17 protein-coding genes are annotated in these 19,006 nt (G+C 73.1%); 14 read left to right on the top strand and 3 right to left on the bottom strand.

Annotated features, from left to right (window positions below; genetic code table 11):
- Positions 1–12: 12 nt before the first annotated feature.
- Positions 13–1,008, bottom strand: a complete 996-nt coding sequence (locus ACZ53K_RS23315; protein WP_468839812.1) for a TauD/TfdA family dioxygenase — start codon at positions 1,006–1,008, stop codon at positions 13–15.
- A 335-nt stretch (positions 1,009–1,343) separates the two neighbouring features.
- Here ACZ53K_RS23315 and ACZ53K_RS23310 point away from each other — a divergent pair, with 335 nt between their 5' ends.
- From ACZ53K_RS23310 to ACZ53K_RS23275, 8 genes are all read left to right on the top strand, one after another.
- A complete protein-coding gene (locus ACZ53K_RS23310) occupies positions 1,344–2,885 on the top strand; it encodes an ABC transporter substrate-binding protein (protein ID WP_468840065.1) in 1,542 nt (513 codons plus the stop codon).
- 116 nt (positions 2,886–3,001) lie between these two features.
- Positions 3,002–3,892 (top strand): ABC transporter permease, encoded by an 891-nt coding sequence (locus ACZ53K_RS23305; RefSeq protein WP_468840062.1) that lies wholly within the window; start codon positions 3,002–3,004, stop codon positions 3,890–3,892.
- The gene (locus ACZ53K_RS23300) at positions 3,889–4,740 is read left to right on the top strand and encodes an ABC transporter permease (RefSeq protein WP_468839809.1); all 852 of its coding nucleotides are present in this window, start codon (positions 3,889–3,891) and stop codon (positions 4,738–4,740) included. Before ACZ53K_RS23305 ends, ACZ53K_RS23300 begins: the two co-directional genes overlap by 4 nt.
- Before the next feature lie 47 nt (positions 4,741–4,787).
- Positions 4,788–6,263 carry an ABC transporter ATP-binding protein gene (locus ACZ53K_RS23295; protein WP_468839806.1) on the top strand — a complete coding sequence of 492 codons (1,476 nt, stop codon included), beginning with the start codon at positions 4,788–4,790 and terminating at the stop codon, positions 6,261–6,263.
- Positions 6,264–6,468: 205 nt separating this feature from the next.
- Entirely contained in the window at positions 6,469–6,915 is a 447-nt protein-coding gene (locus ACZ53K_RS23290) for a cyclic nucleotide-binding domain-containing protein (RefSeq protein WP_468840059.1), read from the top strand.
- 181 nt (positions 6,916–7,096) lie between these two features.
- Entirely contained in the window at positions 7,097–7,768 is a 672-nt protein-coding gene (locus ACZ53K_RS23285) for a CBS domain-containing protein (protein WP_468839804.1), read from the top strand.
- A gap of 442 nt (positions 7,769–8,210) precedes the next feature.
- Positions 8,211–8,729, top strand: coding sequence for a DUF305 domain-containing protein (locus ACZ53K_RS23280; RefSeq protein ID WP_468839801.1), 519 nt, complete (start codon positions 8,211–8,213; stop codon positions 8,727–8,729).
- A 213-nt stretch (positions 8,730–8,942) separates the two neighbouring features.
- On the top strand, positions 8,943–10,502 hold the full coding sequence (locus ACZ53K_RS23275; RefSeq protein ID WP_468839798.1) for an AMP-binding protein: 1,560 nt from the start codon (positions 8,943–8,945) through the stop codon (positions 10,500–10,502).
- A gap of 157 nt (positions 10,503–10,659) precedes the next feature.
- Here the strand turns inward: ACZ53K_RS23275 and ACZ53K_RS23270 are convergent, their stop codons facing one another.
- Entirely contained in the window at positions 10,660–11,466 is an 807-nt protein-coding gene (locus tag ACZ53K_RS23270; RefSeq protein WP_468839795.1) for an alpha/beta fold hydrolase, read from the bottom strand.
- Between the two features lie 111 nt (positions 11,467–11,577).
- On the opposite strand from ACZ53K_RS23270, the gene ACZ53K_RS23265 reads away from it, so the two are divergent.
- The 4 genes from ACZ53K_RS23265 to ACZ53K_RS23250 all read left to right on the top strand — a co-directional run bounded on the left by ACZ53K_RS23265 (position 11,578) and on the right by ACZ53K_RS23250 (position 15,722).
- A complete protein-coding gene (locus ACZ53K_RS23265) occupies positions 11,578–12,057 on the top strand; it encodes a class I SAM-dependent methyltransferase (protein WP_468839792.1) in 480 nt (159 codons plus the stop codon).
- A gap of 160 nt (positions 12,058–12,217) precedes the next feature.
- Entirely contained in the window at positions 12,218–13,294 is a 1,077-nt protein-coding gene (locus ACZ53K_RS23260) for a glutamate--cysteine ligase (RefSeq protein ID WP_468839790.1), read from the top strand.
- 194 nt (positions 13,295–13,488) lie between these two features.
- Positions 13,489–14,529, top strand: a complete 1,041-nt coding sequence (locus tag ACZ53K_RS23255) for a thiopeptide-type bacteriocin biosynthesis protein (RefSeq protein ID WP_468839787.1) — start codon at positions 13,489–13,491, stop codon at positions 14,527–14,529.
- A complete protein-coding gene (locus ACZ53K_RS23250) occupies positions 14,526–15,722 on the top strand; it encodes a thiopeptide maturation pyridine synthase (RefSeq protein ID WP_468839784.1) in 1,197 nt (398 codons plus the stop codon). Before ACZ53K_RS23255 ends, ACZ53K_RS23250 begins: the two co-directional genes overlap by 4 nt.
- Positions 15,723–15,753: 31 nt before the next feature.
- On the opposite strand, the gene ACZ53K_RS23245 is transcribed toward ACZ53K_RS23250, so the two are convergent.
- Positions 15,754–16,629 carry a helix-turn-helix transcriptional regulator gene (locus tag ACZ53K_RS23245; protein ID WP_468839781.1) on the bottom strand — a complete coding sequence of 292 codons (876 nt, stop codon included), beginning with the start codon at positions 16,627–16,629 and terminating at the stop codon, positions 15,754–15,756.
- A 145-nt stretch (positions 16,630–16,774) separates the two neighbouring features.
- Between ACZ53K_RS23245 and ACZ53K_RS23240 the strand changes: the two genes are divergently transcribed.
- Positions 16,775–18,235, top strand: a complete 1,461-nt coding sequence (locus ACZ53K_RS23240; RefSeq protein ID WP_468839778.1) for an MFS transporter — start codon at positions 16,775–16,777, stop codon at positions 18,233–18,235.
- Between the two features lie 77 nt (positions 18,236–18,312).
- The gene (locus ACZ53K_RS23235; protein WP_468839776.1) at positions 18,313–18,873 is read left to right on the top strand and encodes a GNAT family N-acetyltransferase; all 561 of its coding nucleotides are present in this window, start codon (positions 18,313–18,315) and stop codon (positions 18,871–18,873) included.
- Positions 18,874–19,006: the final 133 nt, after the last annotated feature.

Raw genomic sequence — 19,006 nt, 5'->3', positions numbered from 1 at the left:
AGATGCGGGCTGTCATCCGGCGTGGGCTTCGATGACGGCCTGACCGTAACCGTGCTCCGATTCCTCGGCCAGGGGGCGTGAACGGCGCGTGGGGACACGGACGGAAGCACGCTTGAGCCAGCGGTCGGTGCCGTCGTAGCGGGCCCGGAAGGGGACCCGGCCGTGTACCACCAGGTCGTTGTCGACGACGAGCACCTCGCCCGGTTCGAGGCACACGGCGCCCGAGACGCGGGTGAGTTCGTCCGCGAGGCGTCCGTAGGCGGCGCGGTGGTCGGGGGGCGCGTCGCCGAGGGGCGTGTAGGCGGGGTCGAAGCGCAGTGTCAGGCCGTCGTCGGACCGGAAGAGGGTGGGGACCGCGGGCGGCGGGCCGGCGTGGAAGTGCTGGGCCTCGGTGTACGCGTCGTCGGGCAGGATCGGCAGCAGCGGGCGGCTCAGCAACGCGATGTCGGCCTCGTCGAGCCGTACGTTGCGGATGCCGGCGGCGGTGGTGGCGATGCGGTCGTGGTTGCGCATGCAGCTGAGCATGAGCAGGTGGGCGCGGCCGGGGTGGAAGGCGTCCTCGGTGTGCGGGCTGAGCAGCACGGTGCTGCTGGCGCCGGTCTGTTCGGTCTCGCGGCCGGGGGCGGGGACGATGTTGTGCACGAAGCGGCCGTCCTGCTGGCCTTCCCAGGCGATGGGGGTGCCCATGGCGGTGGCGAGCAGCAGCAGGACGATGTCGTGTACGGCGCCACTGCCGCCGGCAGTGGCCCAGCCGGCCGGGGTGGGGCCCAGTCCGGCGTCGTCGACGTGCAGTCCGCGCAGGACGAACAGGCCGTCGTCGGTGTCGGCCGGACGCAGCTGCCGGCGGATCGTGCGGGGCAGTGCGGCGGCGGACTCCGCGATCCGGTCGAGGAGTCGGGGTGCGGCCGCGGAGGTGCCGGCCGCGGCGAGGATCTGCTCGGCGGTGCGGCGGAGTTCGGTGGCGTCGGCGGGGTCGAGCTGGCGGACGGGTGCGGCTCCCGTGGTCATGTCGAGGCAGTCCGTTTCCGTTGAGGGTGGGAATCGGGTCCGGGGTGCGACGCCGCGCGGGCAGGGCGCGGCGCGCTCGACAGTCCGGGCAGGGGGCGGTCATGACTGCCGCTCCGTGTCCGGGGTCCAGCGGACAGTAACGACGCTACCGATCGGACTTAGGTTAGGCAAACCTCACTTTACTTTGTCGCACATGCCCGGCTTCACTCAACTCGCTCCCGTAAAAGCCCAGTTGACACCGGCGCACGGAAGCACTCGGCACCGAGAACCCTTGCGGACCCGGTTCTCATTAGGGTAGGCAACCCTAAGTGACCGACCGAACAGAGCGAGGCAGCGTGGACTTCAACAGGCGGCAAGTGCTGTGGTTCGGCGGGAGCTTGGGCGCGGCCGCCCTCCTCTCGGCGTGCGGCGGCGGCAACGACGCGGCACCCGCCGGCGGCGGCTCCCCCCGGCAGGGCGGCACCCTGCGCATCGGCGCCCTGGGCCGCACCTCGGCGATCACCCGCGACCCGCACGGCACCCAGGGCAACGAGAGCGACTACCTCGTCATCGCCCTCGTGTACGACACGCTGACGGCGCCGGGCGACCGGGACAACACCGTCGGCCGCCTCGCCTCCGCCTTCACCCCCTCGAAGAACCTCAAGACCTGGCGCTTCACCCTCGCCGAGGGCGCCGCCTTCCACGACGGGACCCCCGTCACCGCCGACGACGTGGTCTGGTCACTGCGCCGGCTGCGCGGTACGCCCTCCGGGGCGGCCCGGCTGCCCGGCGTCACGGCGGACCACATCACCGCCGACGGCAAACGCACCGTCGTCCTCGTCTCCGACTACCCCAACGCCGAACTCCCCCTGCTCACCCGGCTGTCGACGTTCGTCCTCAAGAAGGACACCCCGGACAAAGAGATACCCAAGGCACCGGGTACCGGCCCCTTCAAGCTGGACTGGTACCGCGGCGGCAACGCCCGGCTGCTGCGCAACGCGGACTGGCACGGCGGCGCGGTCCACCTCGACGCCGTCGAAGTCACCATGTTCCAGAGCCCGCAGGCGATGGCGAACGCGATGCTGTCCGGCCAGCTCGACGTGGCCTCCAACGTCGGCGCCGTCGCCGCCCGTACGGCCAAGGCACGCCGGGACATCCGGATCGTCCGGCGCCCCGACGACATGGCCATGCCCATCGTGATGCGCACATCCAGCGGCCCGTTCGCCGACCCGAAGATCCGCGAGGCGATGAAGCTGCTGGTGGACCGCGAGGCGATGGTCGAACAGGTGCTGTCCGGGTACGGAACGGTCGCGAACGACATCCTCGGCACCGGCGACCCCGCCTACGCCAAGGACCTCCCGCAGCGCAAGCGCGACCTGGGCAAGGCCAAACAGCTGCTGGCCGACGCGGGGTTCGACTTCTCCCGTACGTACCGGCTCGTCACCACCGAGGACGTCGCCGGGCTCGCCGAGTCCGCCACCCTCTTCGCCTCCCAGGCCCGCGAGGCGGGCGTCCGGGTCGAGGTCGTCAAGCAGGAGTCCGGCGCCTTCTACGAGAAGACCTGGCTCAAGGGCGATTTCTACACCAACTACTGGGGCACCAACGACTCCGTGGTGTTCTTCGCCTCCAAGACGCTGACCACCGGGGCCGGGCAGAACGAGGCCGACTGGTCCGACCCGGCGTTCGACGCCGCGTACCGCAAGGTCATGGCCACCGCCGACCGCACGGCCCGCACCGCCGCGCTGCGCGACCTCCAGCGCATCGAACACGACCGGTCCGGCTACCTGCTGTGGGGCATGGCGGACGGCATCGACCTGGCCGCGCCGAAGGTGCACGGCCTGCCGAAGCTGCCCGGTTACGGGCGCGTCCAGCTCGAAAACGTCTGGCTCGCCCCGTGACGCAGACCGGCACCCGGCCCGCCGGAGCCACCACCCGGCCGGTGCCGAAACCCGCCGCGCGGCGCGCCGGAGCCCTGGCCGCGCGGGTGGGGGCCGTACTGGCCAAGCGCGTGCTGATGCTGGTGGCGCTGCTCGCGCTCGTCTTCGCCGCGATCGAGGTGCTGCCGGGGGACGCTGCCACGGCCACCTCGGAGCGCGGCGAGGGCGCCGCGGGCGTCGCCGCACGCCGCCATCTGCTCGGCCTGGACCGGCCGGTGTGGGAGCGCTTCCGGGACTGGATCACCGCGCTGCCCACCGGCGACCTCGGCACCTCGGCCCGCGGGCAGCGCGTCACCGACCTGCTCGCGGCGCCGCTGCCCAACACCGTCCTGCTGGGCGGCACCGCCTTCGTTCTGACCGTCCTCGCCGCGCTGGCCCTGGGCACCTGGGCCGCCGCCCGCCCGAAGGGCCTCGTGGACCGGGCCGTGGACCTCACCTCCACCGCCGCCTTCGCGCTGCCCGAGTTCGTGGTGTCCATCGGCCTGTTGCTGGTGCTGTCGCTGTGGACGGGGTGGCTGCCCGCCGCCACCGTCACTGGCGCCGACGGCACCCCCGCCACCTGGACCATGCTGGTGATGCCGGTGCTGGCGCTGACCGTTCCGCAGACCGGCTGGAACACCCGGATCGTCCGGGGCGCCCTCGCCGACCAGGCCGCGGCCCCGCACGTCGAAGCGGCCCGCCTGGACGGCCTGCCCACCCGGCAGGTGCTCCTCCGGCACGCGCTGCCGGGCGCCTGGCCCGCCATCGCCACCGGCGTCGCCACCTCCACCGGCATGCTGCTCGGCGGCACGGTCGTCGTCGAGACGCTCTTCAACTACCCCGGGATCGGCACCGTGCTGGCCGGGGCCGTCGCCGACCGCGACACCCCGGTCATCGCGGCCGTCGTCGCCTGCTCGGCCGTCCTGATCACCGCCGTCCTCCTGCTGGCCGACCTGGTACGCGCCCGCACCCTGGGAGCCCGCTCATGAGCACCGCCGCACTGTCCGCCGCCCGGTCCCGCGTCCGCCGCCTCCCTCCGCGCGTCCTGGCCCCCGTCGTCCCCGCCGTGCTGCTCGTCCTGGTGGCCCTGACCGGCCCGCTGTTCGCCGCGCATCCGGTCGACAAGCCGGTCACCGCTCCGTACGGCGAGGCGGGCACGGGCGGCGCGGCGCTGGGCGGCGACCAGCTCGGCCGGGACGTGCTCAGCCGACTGCTGCACGGCGGGAGCGCGCTGATCGGCAGCGCGCTCGTGGTGGCCCTTGTGGTGACCTTCCTGGCGACCCTGCTGGGCTGCTTCGCCGTCCTCAGCCCACGGCTGGGGCGGCTGGTCGAACGCGCGGCGGACACCGCGATCCTCCTTCCGCCGGTGCTGGGCATCATGCTGCTCGCGCTGGCCTGGCCCGACGGCGGCCGCCTCGCGATCACGGTGGCCGCCATCGTCCTGGGGACCCCGTACGCGGTACGGATCGTCGCCGGGGCGGCGGCGCCGCTCGCCGCCACCGGATTCGTCGAAGCCGCCCTGGCGAGCGGCGAACGCGCGGGGCATCTGGCGCTGCGCGAGATCCTCCCCAATCTGCGTGCCACCGTCCTCGCCCTGTTCGGCCTGCGCTTCGTCGACGCGGTGTACGTCATCTCCATGGCCGGCTTCCTCCAGCTCGGCCCCCGGCCGCCGGAGGCCGACTGGGCCCTGATGATCCGCGAGAACGGGCCCGGCATCCTGCTGAACCCGTGGGCGGTGGTAGTGCCCGGACTCGCCATCGGCCTGCTCGCCATCAGCGTCAACCTCGCCGCCAACGCCCTGGCACCCGCCACCGCGCGCAGGGCCGCCCTGCGCTGACCACCGGCCGCCCCGCGCCCGCGCGCACGCTCCCCGAGGACTCCGCCTTGACCAACTCCCCCGCGCCCGTCACGGTCACCGACCTCGAAATCGGCCTCGGCACCGGACCCGTACTGCTGCACCGCACCAGCCTCGGCCTGCGCGGCGGCCGGATCACCGCCCTCACCGGGCCATCCGGCTCCGGCAAGACGACGCTGCTGCGCGCCGTGATCGGCGAACTGCCACACGGCGCGCGCGTCACCTCCGGCCGTATCGACGTGCTCGGCCGGGACGTGCTCACCCTCGCGCCGGGCGCGCTGCGCACCCTGCGCCGTCGGCACGTGGCGTACGTCGGCCAGGACCCGGGCTCCGCCCTCAACCCCCGGATGACGGCCCGCCGCCTGATCACCGAACTGGCCGCCGACCCCACGCCCGAGGCCGTCGAACAGCTCATGGCCGAGTGCCATCTGCCCGCGCCGCTCGCCCATCACCGCCCCGGCGCCCTGTCCGGCGGGCAGCAGCGACGGCTCGCGCTGGCCCGCGCCCTCGCCCGGCGCCCCGAAGTCCTGCTGCTCGACGAGCCCACCGCCGGGCTCGACGCCGGTCTGCGTGACGAGATCACCGCGCTGCTGCGCCGGCTCGCCACCGAGCACGGCCTCGCCGTCGTCATGGCCAGCCACGATCCGCACGTCGTCGAGCACTGCGCCGACTCGGTCGTCACCCTGGCCGCCGGGACAACTCCGTACGGGCCCACGGCACTCCCCGCCCCGGGCCGCCCACCACGGAGCCCCGCTGCCACCGCCCCGGCCGAGGAAACCACGGCCGCCCCGGAAGGGCTGCACGTCGAGAACCTGCACGTCGCCTTCACCCACCGCGGCCACACCCATCACGCCTTGGAAGGCGCCGCTCTCCACATACCCGCCGGCGCCGCCACCGGCATCACCGGCCCGTCCGGATGCGGCAAGACGACCCTCCTGCGGACACTCGCCGGACTCCAGGTCCCCCGGGCCGGCACCCTCACCTGGCACGGCGAACCGCTGCCCGCACACGTCCGCAAGCGCAGCCGCGACCAGCAACGCCGCATCCAGTTCGTCCCGCAGAACCCCCTCGGCGCCCTCAACCCCGCACGCACCATCGGCGCCACGCTCACCCGCCCGCTCCGGCTCCACCGCGTCGTCACCGCGCCGGAGCTGCCCGAACGCGTCGGCAGCCTCCTCGACGCCGTCGGCCTGCCCGCCGGCTTCGCCCACCGCTACCCCCACGAACTCTCCGGAGGCCAGCGCCAACGCGCCTCCATAGCCCGCGCCCTCGCCACCGAACCGGACCTCCTGCTGTGCGACGAGGTCACCTCCGCCCTCGACCCGGCCACCGCCACCGCGGTCCTGGACCTGCTCACCCGCCTGCGCACCGAACGCCGGCTGACGCTCGTCCTGGTCAGCCACGAACTGGACCTGGTCACCGCCTACACCGACACGGTGCACCTCGTACGGTCCGGACGCGTCGTCCGTCCCGCGGCCCGCCGCGAGGACGCCGCCTCGGCGTGACAGGCCGCCCGCAGAGGGCTGTTCGGCCCGGCGAAAGGGCTGTTCGGCCCGGCGAAAGGGCTGTTCGGCCCGTGCCGTGGCGCTCCCCGGAGGGCGGATCCTGAGGACAGCCCCGGCCCCGGGGAAGTGCCGGTGCGGTGGCCCGTCCGGTTCGTCCGCGGGCGCCGGGCACCGCGCGGGAAGCGGAGGTGGAGCGGTGAGGACCATGACCGGGCGGCTCGGTGCGCTGCCGGCGGAACACCGTGAGCGGCTGATGGCGCGGGCGCGGGAGGTCTCCTTCCCGGCCGGCGTACGGATCTTCGAGGAGGACCGGCGGGCCGACCGCTTCTGGATCATCCGTACCGGTGCGGTCCAGCTCGACATCCGGGTGCCGGGCCGCCGCGCCGCGGTCGTCGAGACCCTGCACCCGGGCGACCTGCTGGGCTGGTCGTGGCTGTTCCCGCCGTACAGCTGGCACCTGGGCGCGGAGACGCTGAGCCCGGTACGGGCCTGGGAGTTCGACGCGGAGGACGTCCGGGCCCTGTGCCACACGGACCCCGCGCTCGGGCACGCGCTGGTGCTCCGGTACGCCGAGGTGATCGGCGACCGGCTGCGGTGCGCGCGTACCCGGCTGCTCGACCTCTACGGGCCGTACGGGAGCGGCGTGCGCTGACCACCTGTGTCCGGGCTCCGGGCGCCCGGAGCCCTGGCACAGGTCTCGTCCACCGGGGCCGGCGGATCCTCCTCACACCGCCGGCCCCGGTCCCGTCGCCGGCCGCGATGGACGGGTGTGTGGTGCACGGGCCCGGAATGCACAACCCTGGGGGGAGGAGCCCGCGCTGAAGGAGTCCGTGATGCAGGAGCCCGTGACGCCGGCGAACAGCCCCCGCACCGTCGGCGACGTGATGACCCACACCGTGATCAGTATCGGCCGTACCGCCCCGTTCAAGGAGATCGTCCGCACGATGGAGCAGTGGAAGGTCAGCGCCCTGCCCGTCGTCGAGGGGGAAGGCCGGGTGGTCGGGGTGGTGTCCGAGGCCGATCTGCTGCCCAAGGAGGAGTTCCGCGACCACACACCCTCGCGCATCGAGCAGATGCGCGTCCTGGACGCCCTGATCAAGTCCGGTGGCGTCACCGCCGACGAACTGATGACGGCCCCCGCCGTCACCGTGCACGCGGACGCCAGCCTCGCGCAGGCCGCCCGCACCATGGCCTGGTACCACATCAAACGGATGCCGGTGGTGGACGCCTTCGGCCGGCTCGAAGGCGTCGTCAGCCGCAGCGACCTCCTCAAGGTCTTCCTGCGGGAGGACGAGGACATCGCCGAGGAGGTCCGCCGGACGGTCGTCGGCCAGCTCTTCGCCTCCCGGCGGCAGCAGCTGACCGTCGAGGTCTCCGAGGGCATCGTGACCCTCGACGGCACCATCGGCGACACCTCGCTCATACCGGTGGCGGCGCGCCTGGTACGGGCCGTCGAAGGCGTGGTCGACGTCGACATGCGCCTCAGGGGCGACGGCCGGCCCTGACGGGCCCGGGGGCGGGCGGCGGAGGCCGTTCGCCCTACGAGGAGATGCTCGCCGAGCTGCCCGGCATGCAGGGCAGGGCGGGGAACGGCTGACCGGGCGCCACCTCCGGTCAACTCCGTGACCTGATCTCTCATCACTTCGCGGCGTGCCGCGCCGTCGTGCGCTTCGCGTGTCGTCACGCGTCGGTAATGCGGGCGTAGACCGACGCGCGTGCGGGGGTGTGCCCCGCGTGCAGAGAGACCGAGGTGGGCGAATCATGCATGGTGGCGCACGACTTTCACGTCGTCGTACCGCACTGGCCGGTGCCCTTGCGGCCGGGGCACTGGTCCTTGCGGGCTGCGGGAGCGGGGACGGCGGAGGGGCACGGACGGGAGGCGGTTCGGCCGCGGCGTCCCGCAGTGCCTCGGGCTCCCCGGCGGAGGCCGCGCACAACGACTCGGACGTGCGGTTCGTCCAGCGGATGATCCCGCACCACCGGCAGGCCGTGGAGATGGCGGAGCCGGCCGGCGCACGCGCCTCCGACCAGGAGACCAAGGATCTGGCCGCGGCGATCGCGAAGGATCAGGACGCCGAGATCGCCACCATGCGCGGGTGGCTGAAGGCCTGGGGCGAGCCGGAAGCGGGCAGCACGTCCGACCCCGGCGATCCGGGGTCCCCCTCCGCCGAACACAGCCCGCACGGCATGGACCACGGGCAGGTCGGGCGGGACGCGGAAGACATGGACGGGATGGTGTCCGACCGGGACATGGCGGAGCTCAAGGCCGCCGAGGGCGCCGGCTTCGACCGGAAGTTCGCCGACATGATGATCAGCCACCACGAGGGGGCGATCCAGATGGCGCGCAACGAGCGCAAGCTGGGCCGCGACGCGGGCGCGAAGCGGCTCGCCGACTCCATCGTGCGCAGCCAGTCGGCGCAGGTGGCTCGGCTCAAGGAGATCCGCGACCGGATCTCGCGCCGCTGACCTGCGGAATCGGCGTATGGGCCGGGTCTGCCCCGCTGCCGGATCGGCGGGGCCCGGCCCAGAGGGCTCAGGCATCCACCATAAGCAAGTGTGACACGCCAGACACTTTTCAGACATCACTTGCTGTTCATCCCCAGGACACCTTCATACTGCAACCAGTTGTTAGCTTACCGAGAAGTAGTAATCGCCTACATAAGTAGGGAGACGTACTTCATGACCACCGATATCAGCGCCGCCGAGGTGAAATCCTCCACGAGCGACTTCTGCACCTACGCCGAATCCATCCTCGACGTACTGGCGGAAACTCCGGACCGCCCGGTCGTCACCACGGCGGACGGCCGGGAGGTCACCGCCGGGGAATTCCGCGACAGCGTGTACCGCATCGCCCGGGAATTGTCCGGCTGGGGCATCGGGCGCGGCAGCACCGTGTCCCTGCTCTCCGGGAACCGGCCGGAGGCCCTCACCGCGCGGTACGCGGCCAACCTGCTCGGCGCCCGGGCCGTCTTCCTGTACCAGGGCATGGCCCCCGAGACGCTCGCGCACATCGCGGAAAGCGTCGACACCGCGCTGCTGCTGATCGACCCGGACCTGCCGGACGCCGCCGAGAGCCTGCTGGCCCACGTCCGGCCCCCGTACGTCCTCACCTTCGGACCCGGCCCGCACGGACAGGACCTGCTGGCACGCGCCGCGCGGCACGACCCGCTGCCCGTACAGAGCGCTGCACGTCCCGAGGACGACTGGTGCATCCGCCACACCGGCGGGACCACCGGTGTCCCCAAGGGCGTCCGCATGTCCCACGGCCCCTACAAGGACATGCTCGCCTTCGGCTCCATCGGCGCCGGCGCGCCGCCCCGCTTCCTGGCCTGCACCACCCTCGCCCACGTGGCCGGCAACATCGCCGACGCCACCTTGCTGGCCGGCGGCTCCGTGGTCCTCCAGCACTCCTTCGACCCAGGCGAGGTGCTCGCCGCCGTCGAACGCGAGCGGATCAGCCACCTGTGGCTGCTGCCCCCGCTGATCTACCGCCTGCTCGACCACCCCGGGCTGGCCACCACCGACCTGTCCAGCATCCACCGGATCAGCTACGGCGGCTGCGCCGCCTCACCGACCCGGCTGCGGCAGGCGCACGAGACCTTCGGCGCGGTCCTGTTCGGCGGTTACGGCCAGTCCGAGGCGGGCCACGTCACCGTCATCGGCCCGGACGAGCACCGGACCATGCCGCGGGACGGGCAGGCCACGGTCGGCCGGGCCGTCCCGGGCGTCGAGGTCGCCATCCACGACGAGCAGGGCGCGCCCGTACCCGTCGGGGCGGTGGGCGAGATCCGGGTACGCTCCGGCCAGGCCATGACCGGCTACTGGAAGCAGCCCGAACTCACCGCCGAGGTGCTGCGCGACGGCTGGGTGCACACCGGGGACCTGGGCTACCTCGACCACCAGGGCTATCTGTACATCGTCGACCGGCTCAAGGACATGATCATCGTGGTGGGCGGCCATGTGTACACCAGCGAGCTGGAGGACCTGCTGCTCACCCACCCGGCCGTCGCCCACTGCGCGGCGTTCGGCGTACGCCGCGCGGACGCCGGCGAGGAGGTGCACATCGCGGTCGTGCCCACGCCGGAACGCCCGCTGGACCTGGACCAGCTGCGGGACTTCGTCACCCGGCACAAGGGCGAGATGTACGCGCCCACCGGGATGCACCTGGTCACCGAGATCCCGCTGACTCCGGTCGGCAAGCCCGACAAGAAGCGCATCCGGGCCGCACTCGGCGTGTGACCGGGCCGTGCGGGCCCGGGCCGGTCCCGGCCGTCTTTCCAGCGGAGGGCCGGGGCCGGGAAGCGCCGGCCGGAATTGACGCCCTTCAGCACTCCTGTGCATTACCGGGACCGGACTCCGGCTCTGAATTCGCCGCCGTATCCGGCTACGGCTCCGGCTACGGCTCCGCGAGAAAATCAATGATCGCCGCATTCACCGGTTCCGGATTTTCCAGGTACCCGAAATGGCCGCACCCGGGTATCTCGGTGTACCGGGCGCCGGGAATGCACGCGGCCACTTCCTGCACCAGCCGCGGCCGGACGATCCGGTCGTCCCCGAATCCGACGACCAGGCACGGACAGTCGATGTTCCGGTACGCGGGCCGCCGGTCCGCTATCACCTGGAGGCCCAGTTGCCCGCGCATTCCGGCGTGGCCGGCCGTCGCCGTCATCTCGAAGATGTCCAGCCAGCCCCGGAGCCGGTCCGGATCGCCGAGCGTCTCCCCCGAGAGGTACTGCAGGGCCTGGACGTAGGCCAGGTACCGGGGCGGCAGCGCGGTCCCGCTGTCGCACAGCTCGATCTCGGCCGCCGTCATGGCGCGGATCAGCGCGTCCGCCCGGCCGATGGTCGCCATCAGCACGGCCTTGCGCACGAGTCCGGGCCGGGCCACGAGCAGTTCCTGGACGACGATCGAGCCCAGTGAGAAGCCCACGACGGGGCACGGTGCCGGGCTGACGTGGCTGATGAGGCCCGCGAGGTCCGCCGCCATGTCGTCGAGGGTGAAGGGCTGCCCGGAGCGGTCGTTCGGCGGGAGGCCCCGGTTGTCGAACGTGATCACCCGGTACCCGGCCGCCGTCAGGGCGGGCACCTGGTGGGCGCGCCACACCCGCCCCGGCGCGCCGGTCCCCGTGACCATCACGACCGGCTCCCCGGCACCGTACTCGTCGTACGCGAGAGTGATTCCGTTGGTCCGCACCACCGGCATGGGCCCGCCCCTTCGTCCGCCTCATGACGCGTCCCTCCATCAGAGCAGTTCCGGCCCGGGGTGTCCGGCTCTCCGGGCAACCGCCCGGCGGTTTCGCCGGAGCCGCCCGGCATGACGATGCCTCGATGCGCCGGACCGACCTCACGCCGGATGATCGCCCTCGCCGACGGGCACCGGCCTCCCTCCGGCCACGGCACCACGGACTTCGTCGAGGGCGACTTCCTCACCACTGAACTCCCCTCCCCTGCCTACGACTTCATCTGCTCGGTCGCCACGGTCCACCACATGGACTTCGAAGCGGCCCTGGCCCGGATGCGCGAGCTGCTGCGGCCGGGCGGCGTACTGGTGGTGGTCGGCCTGGCCCGGGACGAAACCGTGGCGGAGCGTGCCGTGACCCTGGCTGCCGCACCGGTCGTACGGGGCACGAAGGTGCTGCGCCGGGCGGCCGGGCCCGCCGGCATGCCGATCGCCGACCCGCTGATGTCCTACGGGCAGGTGCGGGACAGGGCGCGGCGGTTGCTGCCCGGTGTGCGCTACCGGCGGCATGTGCTCCGCCGCTACTCCCTCACGTGGGGAAAGCCCGGCCGCTGACGGCCCGTTGGCACCGCGCCGCGCTCCCGTCCGCACCCGCTCTCATCACGCCATTCCGTGGCCGCCCGACCCCTTGTGCCGTGCCGCGCAAGCGCTTCCCATGTCAGCAGACACGAAAAAGCCGTCCTGCTGACCGTCGCCGGTCGAGAGAGGCTGTCGTATGCGGAGCGTGGGTGTGGAAGAAGAGCTTCTCCTGGTGGACCCGCACTCGGGGAAGCCACGTGCCGTCTCCGGGACCGTGCTGGCCTCGACCCCGCCCGATTCGACCTTGGAGAAGGAGCTGCACCGTGAGCAGCTGGAGATCGCCACCCGGCCCAGGCTGCTGATCGAGGATCTGGCCGAGGAGGTCGGACGCTGGCGCGGTGAGGCGGCGCGGCAGGCCCGCCGGGCGGGTACGGAACTGGTGGCCCTGGCCACCTCTCCGCTGCCCGTCGTGCCGTCCCTCAACTTCGACGAGCGGTACCAGCGGCTGGAGGAGGAGTTCGGCCGTACCGCGCAGGAACAGCTCGCCTGCGGCTGCCACATCCATGTGTCCGTCGAGTCGGACGAGGAGGGTGTGGCAGTGCTGGACCGTATCCGCCCGTGGCTGCCGACGCTGCTGGCCCTGAGCGCCAACTCGCCGTTCTGGCAGGGCGAGGACACCCGGTACAGCAGCTACCGGAGCCGGGTGTGGGGCCGCTGGCCGTCCTCCGGTCCGGTGGAGCCGTTCGGCTGCGCGGAGAACTACCACCGGCGGGTGCGGGAGCTGCTCGCGACCGAGACCCTGCTCGACGAAGGCATGATCTACTTCGACGCCCGGCTGTCGCGGCACTACCCCACCGTCGAGATCAGGGTGGCCGACGTCTGTCTGCAGTCCGACGACACGGTGCTGCTCGCCGCCCTGACCCGCGGTCTGGTGGAGACGGCCGCCCGCGCGTGGCGGGCCGGTGAACCGCCGGACCCCGCCGGGATCGGCCTGTTGCGGCTGGCGACCTGGCGGGCCGGCCGGTCCGGGCTGTCCGGCCGTCTCGTCCATCCGCTCACCTGGACACCGGCACCCGCCGAGGCCGTGGTCCGGGCCCTGCTCGACCACGTCGGCGAAGCGCTGGAGGACACCGGCGACCTGGGGCTCGCCAAGGAGCGTCTGGACACCCTGATGGGCCGCGGCAACGGGGCGTACATCCAGCGCGAGTGGCTGCGCCGTACGGGCAGTCTGCGGTCGGTCGTCGCGGAATGTGTGCGGCGTACGACGCTGTGACGTGCGCCGTACGGCCGGGCCTGTACCCGTCCTGTGGTCCGGGCTGCGGTCCCCTTTCCGGTGGCCTGCGGTCGGGTCTTCGGTCACCCCCGTGGTCGTACCGTGAAGACCGCCGCCCGCCCCCGGCCGAGAATCGGGGTGGCCCGTTCCCGCCGACGCCGGAACCGGCAATCATCGAGAGCGACGGAGGCGAGATGCTGACCGGTAGCGACCGGCTGGACCCCGGTACCGCGGCGGGCGCGGACTGGGTGGGCGCGCACATCTTCTACGACACCGGCCAGGACGCGCTGCTGACCGACGGTGTCCGCCCCCTGGTCGCGCGGCTGACCGCCGACGGTCTCGTGCAGCGGTGGTTCTTCCTGCGGTACTGGGAAGGGGGACCGCACGTCCGGCTGCGCCTGCTGCCTGCCCGTACGACCGACCGCGCCGAGATCGAGCACACGGCGGCCCGGCGCATCCGCGCGTTCCTGGCGGCGAATCCGGCCCCGGACGTCGTGGACCGGTCGCGCTTCGCGGAGGTCTCCGAGGGGCTGGCCGGCCTGGAGGGGCGGTCCGGCGAGGAGCGGCCTGAGGAGGTGCGGCCCAACAACACCCTGGAGTTCGTGCCGTACGAGCGGGAGCACGCGGACTTCGGGTACCGCACCGCCATCGCCGCCGTGGAACGGCACTTCCACGACTCCAGTGAACTGGCCCTGTCCGTCGTCGGCACCGGCGCGACCGTCGAACAGCGCGCGATGCTGGCGTTCGACCTGGTGGTGGGGGTGTTCGCGCTCTGCGACGAGGTACGCGACCGGTGGGCCCGGCACGGCGGCCCGCCGCTGCCCTTCGGCAGCGGTCCCGAGGCCGCGGACGTCGAGCCGCGGTACCGCGCCCAGCAGGCGCGGCTCCAGGAACGGGCCCGGCGCGTCTGGCGTCTGGCGACCGCGCCCGAGGACGCGCTGACCGGCCCGGGCGCGGACCATCGCGCGTACTGGATGGCGTCCCTGCGCCGGCTGCGGCACGCACTCCACGAGGTGGAGGACGCGGGCACCTTCACCAACGACTGGCCGGCCTCGCCGCTCGCCGGGCCGCTCGACCTGGCCGCCACCGCGCACCCGGCCACGAGCCTGGTGCTGCTGCGCAGCAGTCACCTGATCAGCAACCGGCTCGGGCTGACCCTGTGGCAGGAGAGCCAGCTGCGGTTCCTCGTCGGCCGGGTGCTCGCCGAACTGCCCGAGGCGTTGACCGTCTCGTGAGCGGGGCGGCCCCCGAGTGGCACAGCGTTCATGTGCACCATCACGACGAGAGCACCGAGCCCGCGCTCGTGCTGCACGCCGTCCGCCCGGCGTTCGACGCCGTACGCGCGTCGGTCAGCGGCGCCTGGTTCGGCCGGCACTGGCTGCGCGGCCCGCACCTGCGGCTGAACTTCCGTACCACGGCGGAGGAGTGGTCCTCCCGCGTACGTCCGCGGGTCGTCGACGTGCTGGAGACGTACATTCGCGAACACCCCTCCACCGCCCGGCCGGACGAGGCGGCGCTCGCCCCGGTGCACGAGCGGCTGGCCGAGCTGGAGATGGAGACCGGGCCGCGGCACCCCTGGGTGCCCGACAACACCGTGCTCGAACAGCCCTACGACCACCGGCTGCCGGTGCTGGGGTCGATGCGGGGCAGCGAGGTGCTGGCCGGGTTCCTGAGCGACACCAACGACCTGGCGTTCGCGATGTACGAGCATGTCCGGGACGGTGGCGCGCTGTCCGTACTGGCGCTGGACCTGATGTGGACCACCGCGTCGGTCGCGGCCGTTCCGTTCGACGAGGACGGCGCGCCGATCGCGCGCGGCTTCCTGTCCCTGCGGTCGCACGCCGACGCGTTCCTGTCCCGCACCCATGATCCGGCCGGCTACCGTGCCGCCTTCGACGAACGCTACCGGCGGCAGGCCGGCGCGCTGTCCGAACGGCTGCGTACGGTGGAATCCGTCCTGTCCGCAGGATCCGGCACGCCCGGCGCTCCCGTGCCCTTCGTAAGGGAGTGGGCCGAGGCCGTACGCCGGTGCCAGCGCATCGCGTATCCGCTGCTGGAGTCGGGCGAGCTGACGCTCAGCGGCGCCGGCCTGGCCCCCCGGCTGCCGACCCGGCAGCTCAGCGACTTCCACCGGCTCCTGCAGACCGACCACGGCCATGCGGGCTTCCTCCGCGACGACCACTGGTTCGCCTCCTTCCGGCTGGTGGTGAACTACCTCTACATCCACCTCAACCGGCTCGGCCTCAAACCCGTGGACCGCGGCCTGCTGTGCCATCTCGCGGCGAGCACGGTCGAATCGGTGCACGGCGTCACCGCGGAAGACGCCTTCCGGCGCCACGTCGTCTCCGCCACCGGAACGGGAACGGACACCCCCGCGTGGTCCCGGCTGAGCAAGGAGTGGGCCGAGGGAGCGGGCGGGGCGGGGTGACGGCGGCGCCCGGCGGGCCGCGCGCAGCTGCCTACGCGCGTTCCTGTGCGTATGCGCTCAATTGCGGTAGTTTCCCGGCGGTTTCCTCGTCGGCGGGCAGACAGGAGACCAAAGTGGCGCCCGGCGTGTCGACCGGCGTGAGCTTGGTGTAGTCGAAGGCCAGCCGCCCCAGGCGCGGATGGTCGAAGACACGGCGGGCGGGGCGGAACTCCGCGATGTCGTGGGTGTCCCACCAGCTGCGGAACTCCTCGCTGCGCTCGCGCAGGTCGGCGGTCAGCCGGGCGAACGCCGGGTCGCCGGCGTGCCGGTCGGCGCTGGCGCGGTACTGCTCCAGCAGCGTACGGGCCTGGCCGGGCCAGTCGGTCAGCAGCGTACGGACCCTGGGCTGGGTGAACACCAGGCGGAGCAGGTTGCGTCCGGGGTCGCTCCAGCGGGCCGGGTCGCCGATCAGGCCCGCCTCGGCGCGGTTCCATGCCAGCAGGTCCCAGTTGGCCGCGACCGCGTAGGCCGGATACGGATCGAGCGCGTCCACCAGCCGCTGCAACGGCCCGGCGCCGGGCCGGGCCGCTTCGGGAGCCGGCAGCGGCTGCTCCGCCAGCGCGCACAGATGGCGCGCCTCGGCCGGTGACAGGCGCAGCACCCGGGCCAGCGCGTCCAGCACCTGGCGGCTCACGGTGATGTCCCTGGCCTGTTCAAGCCAGGTGTACCACGTGACACTGACACCCGAGAGCGTCGCGACCTCCTCGCGGCGCAGGCCCGGAGTACGGCGGCGAGGGCCCGCCGGGAGGCCGGCGTCGGCGGGTGCGACGCGGGCGCGGCGGGAGCGGAGGAACGCGGCCAGTACCCGGCGCCGTTCCCGGCCGTCCGCCGTCCCTGGCCCGGTCTGCGTCGCTTCGCGCCCGCCCATGCCCGTCCGTTCCCCGCCCGTTCGGCCTCGCGTGGTCCACCGGCACGCCGCCGGCCGCCGGGGCTCCGGAGCGCAAGGGGGTACCGCGGCCACCAGCATAAGCGGCCTCTGTATCGCTCACCGCGCCCGGACCAGGGTCGGGGGCATGAAGCTCACCGAACCACCGGCCGCGCGGCCCGTAACCGCCGCACCCGCCGCCCCCGCCGGGCCGTCCCCGTGGCGTGCCCTGTCCGTCGTCCTCGTCGGCGTCTTCGTGGCCGTACTGGACACGTTCATCGTGCTCGTGGCCACTCCCGCCATCCAGCGGGATCTGCACGCGTCGGACGCGGACATCCAGCTCGTCCTCGCCGGCTATCAGCTCAGCTACGCCGTCGCCCTGATCACCGGTGCCCGGCTCGGTGACCTGTTCGGCCGCAGACGATGCTTCCTGATCGGCATGGCCCTGTTCACGCTCGCTTCGGTGGCCTGCGCGGCCGCACCCGGCGCCGGTGCGCTGATCGGCGCCCGGCTCGTCCAGGGGCTGGGTGCCGCCGTGATGTCCCCGCAGGTCTTCTCGACGATCCAGGTGCTGCTGCCGCCGGAGCGGCGGGCGCGGGCGTTCGGCGTGCTCGGCGCGGTCATCGGTACGGCGGGGGTGGCCGGGCAGCTGCTCGGCGGTGTGCTCGTCGGCGCCGACCTCTTCGGTACGTCCTGGCGTCCGATCTTCTGGGTCAACGTGCCCGTCGGTCTGCTGACGCTGGTGCTCGCCGCCGTCCTGGTCCCCGAGTCGCGGGCCCCCGAGGGCCGCCGTCTCGACCTGGCGGGCACGGCCGTCCTGACACCCGCGCTCTTCCTCCTCGTCGTGCCGCTGGTCGAGGGCCGCGCGGCCGGCTGGCCCCTGTGGACCTGGCTCAGCTGGGCCGCGGGAGGACTCGCCCTCCTCGGCTTCGCACGCGTCGAACGCCGCGTCGAGGCACGCGGCGGCTCCCCCCTCGTACGGCTGGGCCTGTTGCGCGAGCGTGCCTTCGCCGTCGGGATGGTGCTGGTCCTCCTCGCCTACTTCGGCATCAACTCCTTCTTCCTGGTCCTGTCCGTCACCCTCCAGGACGGACTCGGCCTGGGCACCCTGGCCGCCGGTCTGTGCTACCTGCCGTTCGCGGCCGCCTTCTTCGCGGGCAGCGTCGTCGCCGGGCGGCCGGCCCGCCACGGGCGGCGGCTGTTGCGGGCCGGGGCCGTCGTCCTCGCTCTCGGCCACGCGGCCGCCATCGCCGTCGTCCTGCGCTCCGGGGCGGCGCTGACGGCCGAATCCCTCGTCGTACCGCTGCTGGTGATCGGTACGGGCACCGGTGTGCTGGTCACGCCGCTGCTCAACGCGGTGCTCGCGCGCGTGCGCCCGGCGGAGATCGGCATGGCCTCCGGTGTCCTGTCGACCGGGCAGCAGGTGGGCGGCTCGGTCGGCGTCGCGGCCGTCGGCGTCATCTTCTACGGCACGCTGGGCGGCGCCGCCCGCCACGACCCGGCCGCGTACGGACATGCCCTGGCCGCCGCCCTGTTCTTCAGCCTCGCCTTGGCGGTCGCCATAGCGGTCCTGCTGCGGTTCCTCCCGGCCCGGAACGAGGGCGCGTGAGCCGTGGCCACCCCGGACACACCCTGTGGCAAGATCCGGACGCAGTACGCACCGGTTTCGGCGACGGAGGGACCACCATGTTCGCGATATCCCTGGGTGACGACGGGGCGCAGCTGTGCCCCCTCGAACCGTGGCAGGCCGAGGAGTTCCTGGCCCACATCGACCGGGGGCGGGAGTTCATCGGGCAGTACAACGGACTGCCGGACGTCGTCACCGACCTGGCGTCGTGCCGTGCGTTCCTCCAGACGTACGCGGAGAAGACCGCGGCCGACACCGGCCGGATGTACGGCATCCGGGCCGACGGCACACTGGTCGGCGCGGTCTTCTTCCGCACGATGAACGTGACGCAGGGCAGGGCCGAGGCGGGCTGCTGGCTGGAGCCGTCCGCGGCCGGCCGGGGGCTGGTGACCCGGGCCGTCCGCAAGCTGATCGACTGGGCCGTGGAGGAGCGCGGCATCCACCGCGTGGAGTGGGTGGTGGCGTCGGGCAACGCGCCCAGCATCGCGGTGGCCCGGCGGCTGGGGATGACGAGGGACGGCACGATCCGCGAGAGCTACCTGTACCGGGGCAAGCGGCACGACGAGGAGATCTGGTCGGTGCTCGCGCCGGAGTGGCGGGCGGCCCGCCGGGCGTCGTAGGCGCGTGGGCAGTACCACGGGGGTTGTACACCTGAAGGCCGCGTTCAAGCGGTTCGCCGACAGCCTCTGGTCCCGCGGGCTTCGCGGGTGCACGGCGACTGACGCCGTCGAGCGGCGCGCCCCGGTGGCGTGC

It is taken from the genome of Streptomyces sp. NPDC033221 (genome assembly GCF_055577005.1).
The sequence above is the reverse complement of the archived record's forward strand: the minus strand, read 5'-3'. Positions and strand labels throughout refer to the sequence as shown.

Excerpts from the sequence above, each read along its gene's own strand:
- ACZ53K_RS23315 (WP_468839812.1), bottom strand. The coding sequence starts at position 1,008 with ATGACCACGGGAGCCGCACCCGTCCGCCAGCTCGACCCCGCCGACGCC.
- ACZ53K_RS23305 (WP_468840062.1), top strand. The coding sequence starts at position 3,002 with ATGCTGGTGGCGCTGCTCGCGCTCGTCTTCGCCGCGATCGAGGTGCTG.
- ACZ53K_RS23300 (WP_468839809.1), top strand. The coding sequence starts at position 3,889 with ATGAGCACCGCCGCACTGTCCGCCGCCCGGTCCCGCGTCCGCCGCCTC.
- ACZ53K_RS23290 (WP_468840059.1), top strand. The coding sequence starts at position 6,469 with ATGACCGGGCGGCTCGGTGCGCTGCCGGCGGAACACCGTGAGCGGCTG.
- ACZ53K_RS23285 (WP_468839804.1), top strand. The coding sequence starts at position 7,097 with ATGCAGGAGCCCGTGACGCCGGCGAACAGCCCCCGCACCGTCGGCGAC.
- ACZ53K_RS23275 (WP_468839798.1), top strand. The coding sequence starts at position 8,943 with ATGACCACCGATATCAGCGCCGCCGAGGTGAAATCCTCCACGAGCGAC.
- ACZ53K_RS23270 (WP_468839795.1), bottom strand. The coding sequence starts at position 11,466 with ATGCCGGTGGTGCGGACCAACGGAATCACTCTCGCGTACGACGAGTAC.
- ACZ53K_RS23265 (WP_468839792.1), top strand. The coding sequence starts at position 11,578 with ATGACGATGCCTCGATGCGCCGGACCGACCTCACGCCGGATGATCGCC.
- ACZ53K_RS23260 (WP_468839790.1), top strand. The coding sequence starts at position 12,218 with ATGCGGAGCGTGGGTGTGGAAGAAGAGCTTCTCCTGGTGGACCCGCAC.
- ACZ53K_RS23255 (WP_468839787.1), top strand. The coding sequence starts at position 13,489 with ATGCTGACCGGTAGCGACCGGCTGGACCCCGGTACCGCGGCGGGCGCG.
- ACZ53K_RS23245 (WP_468839781.1), bottom strand. The coding sequence starts at position 16,629 with ATGGGCGGGCGCGAAGCGACGCAGACCGGGCCAGGGACGGCGGACGGC.
- ACZ53K_RS23240 (WP_468839778.1), top strand. The coding sequence starts at position 16,775 with ATGAAGCTCACCGAACCACCGGCCGCGCGGCCCGTAACCGCCGCACCC.
- ACZ53K_RS23235 (WP_468839776.1), top strand. The coding sequence starts at position 18,313 with ATGTTCGCGATATCCCTGGGTGACGACGGGGCGCAGCTGTGCCCCCTC.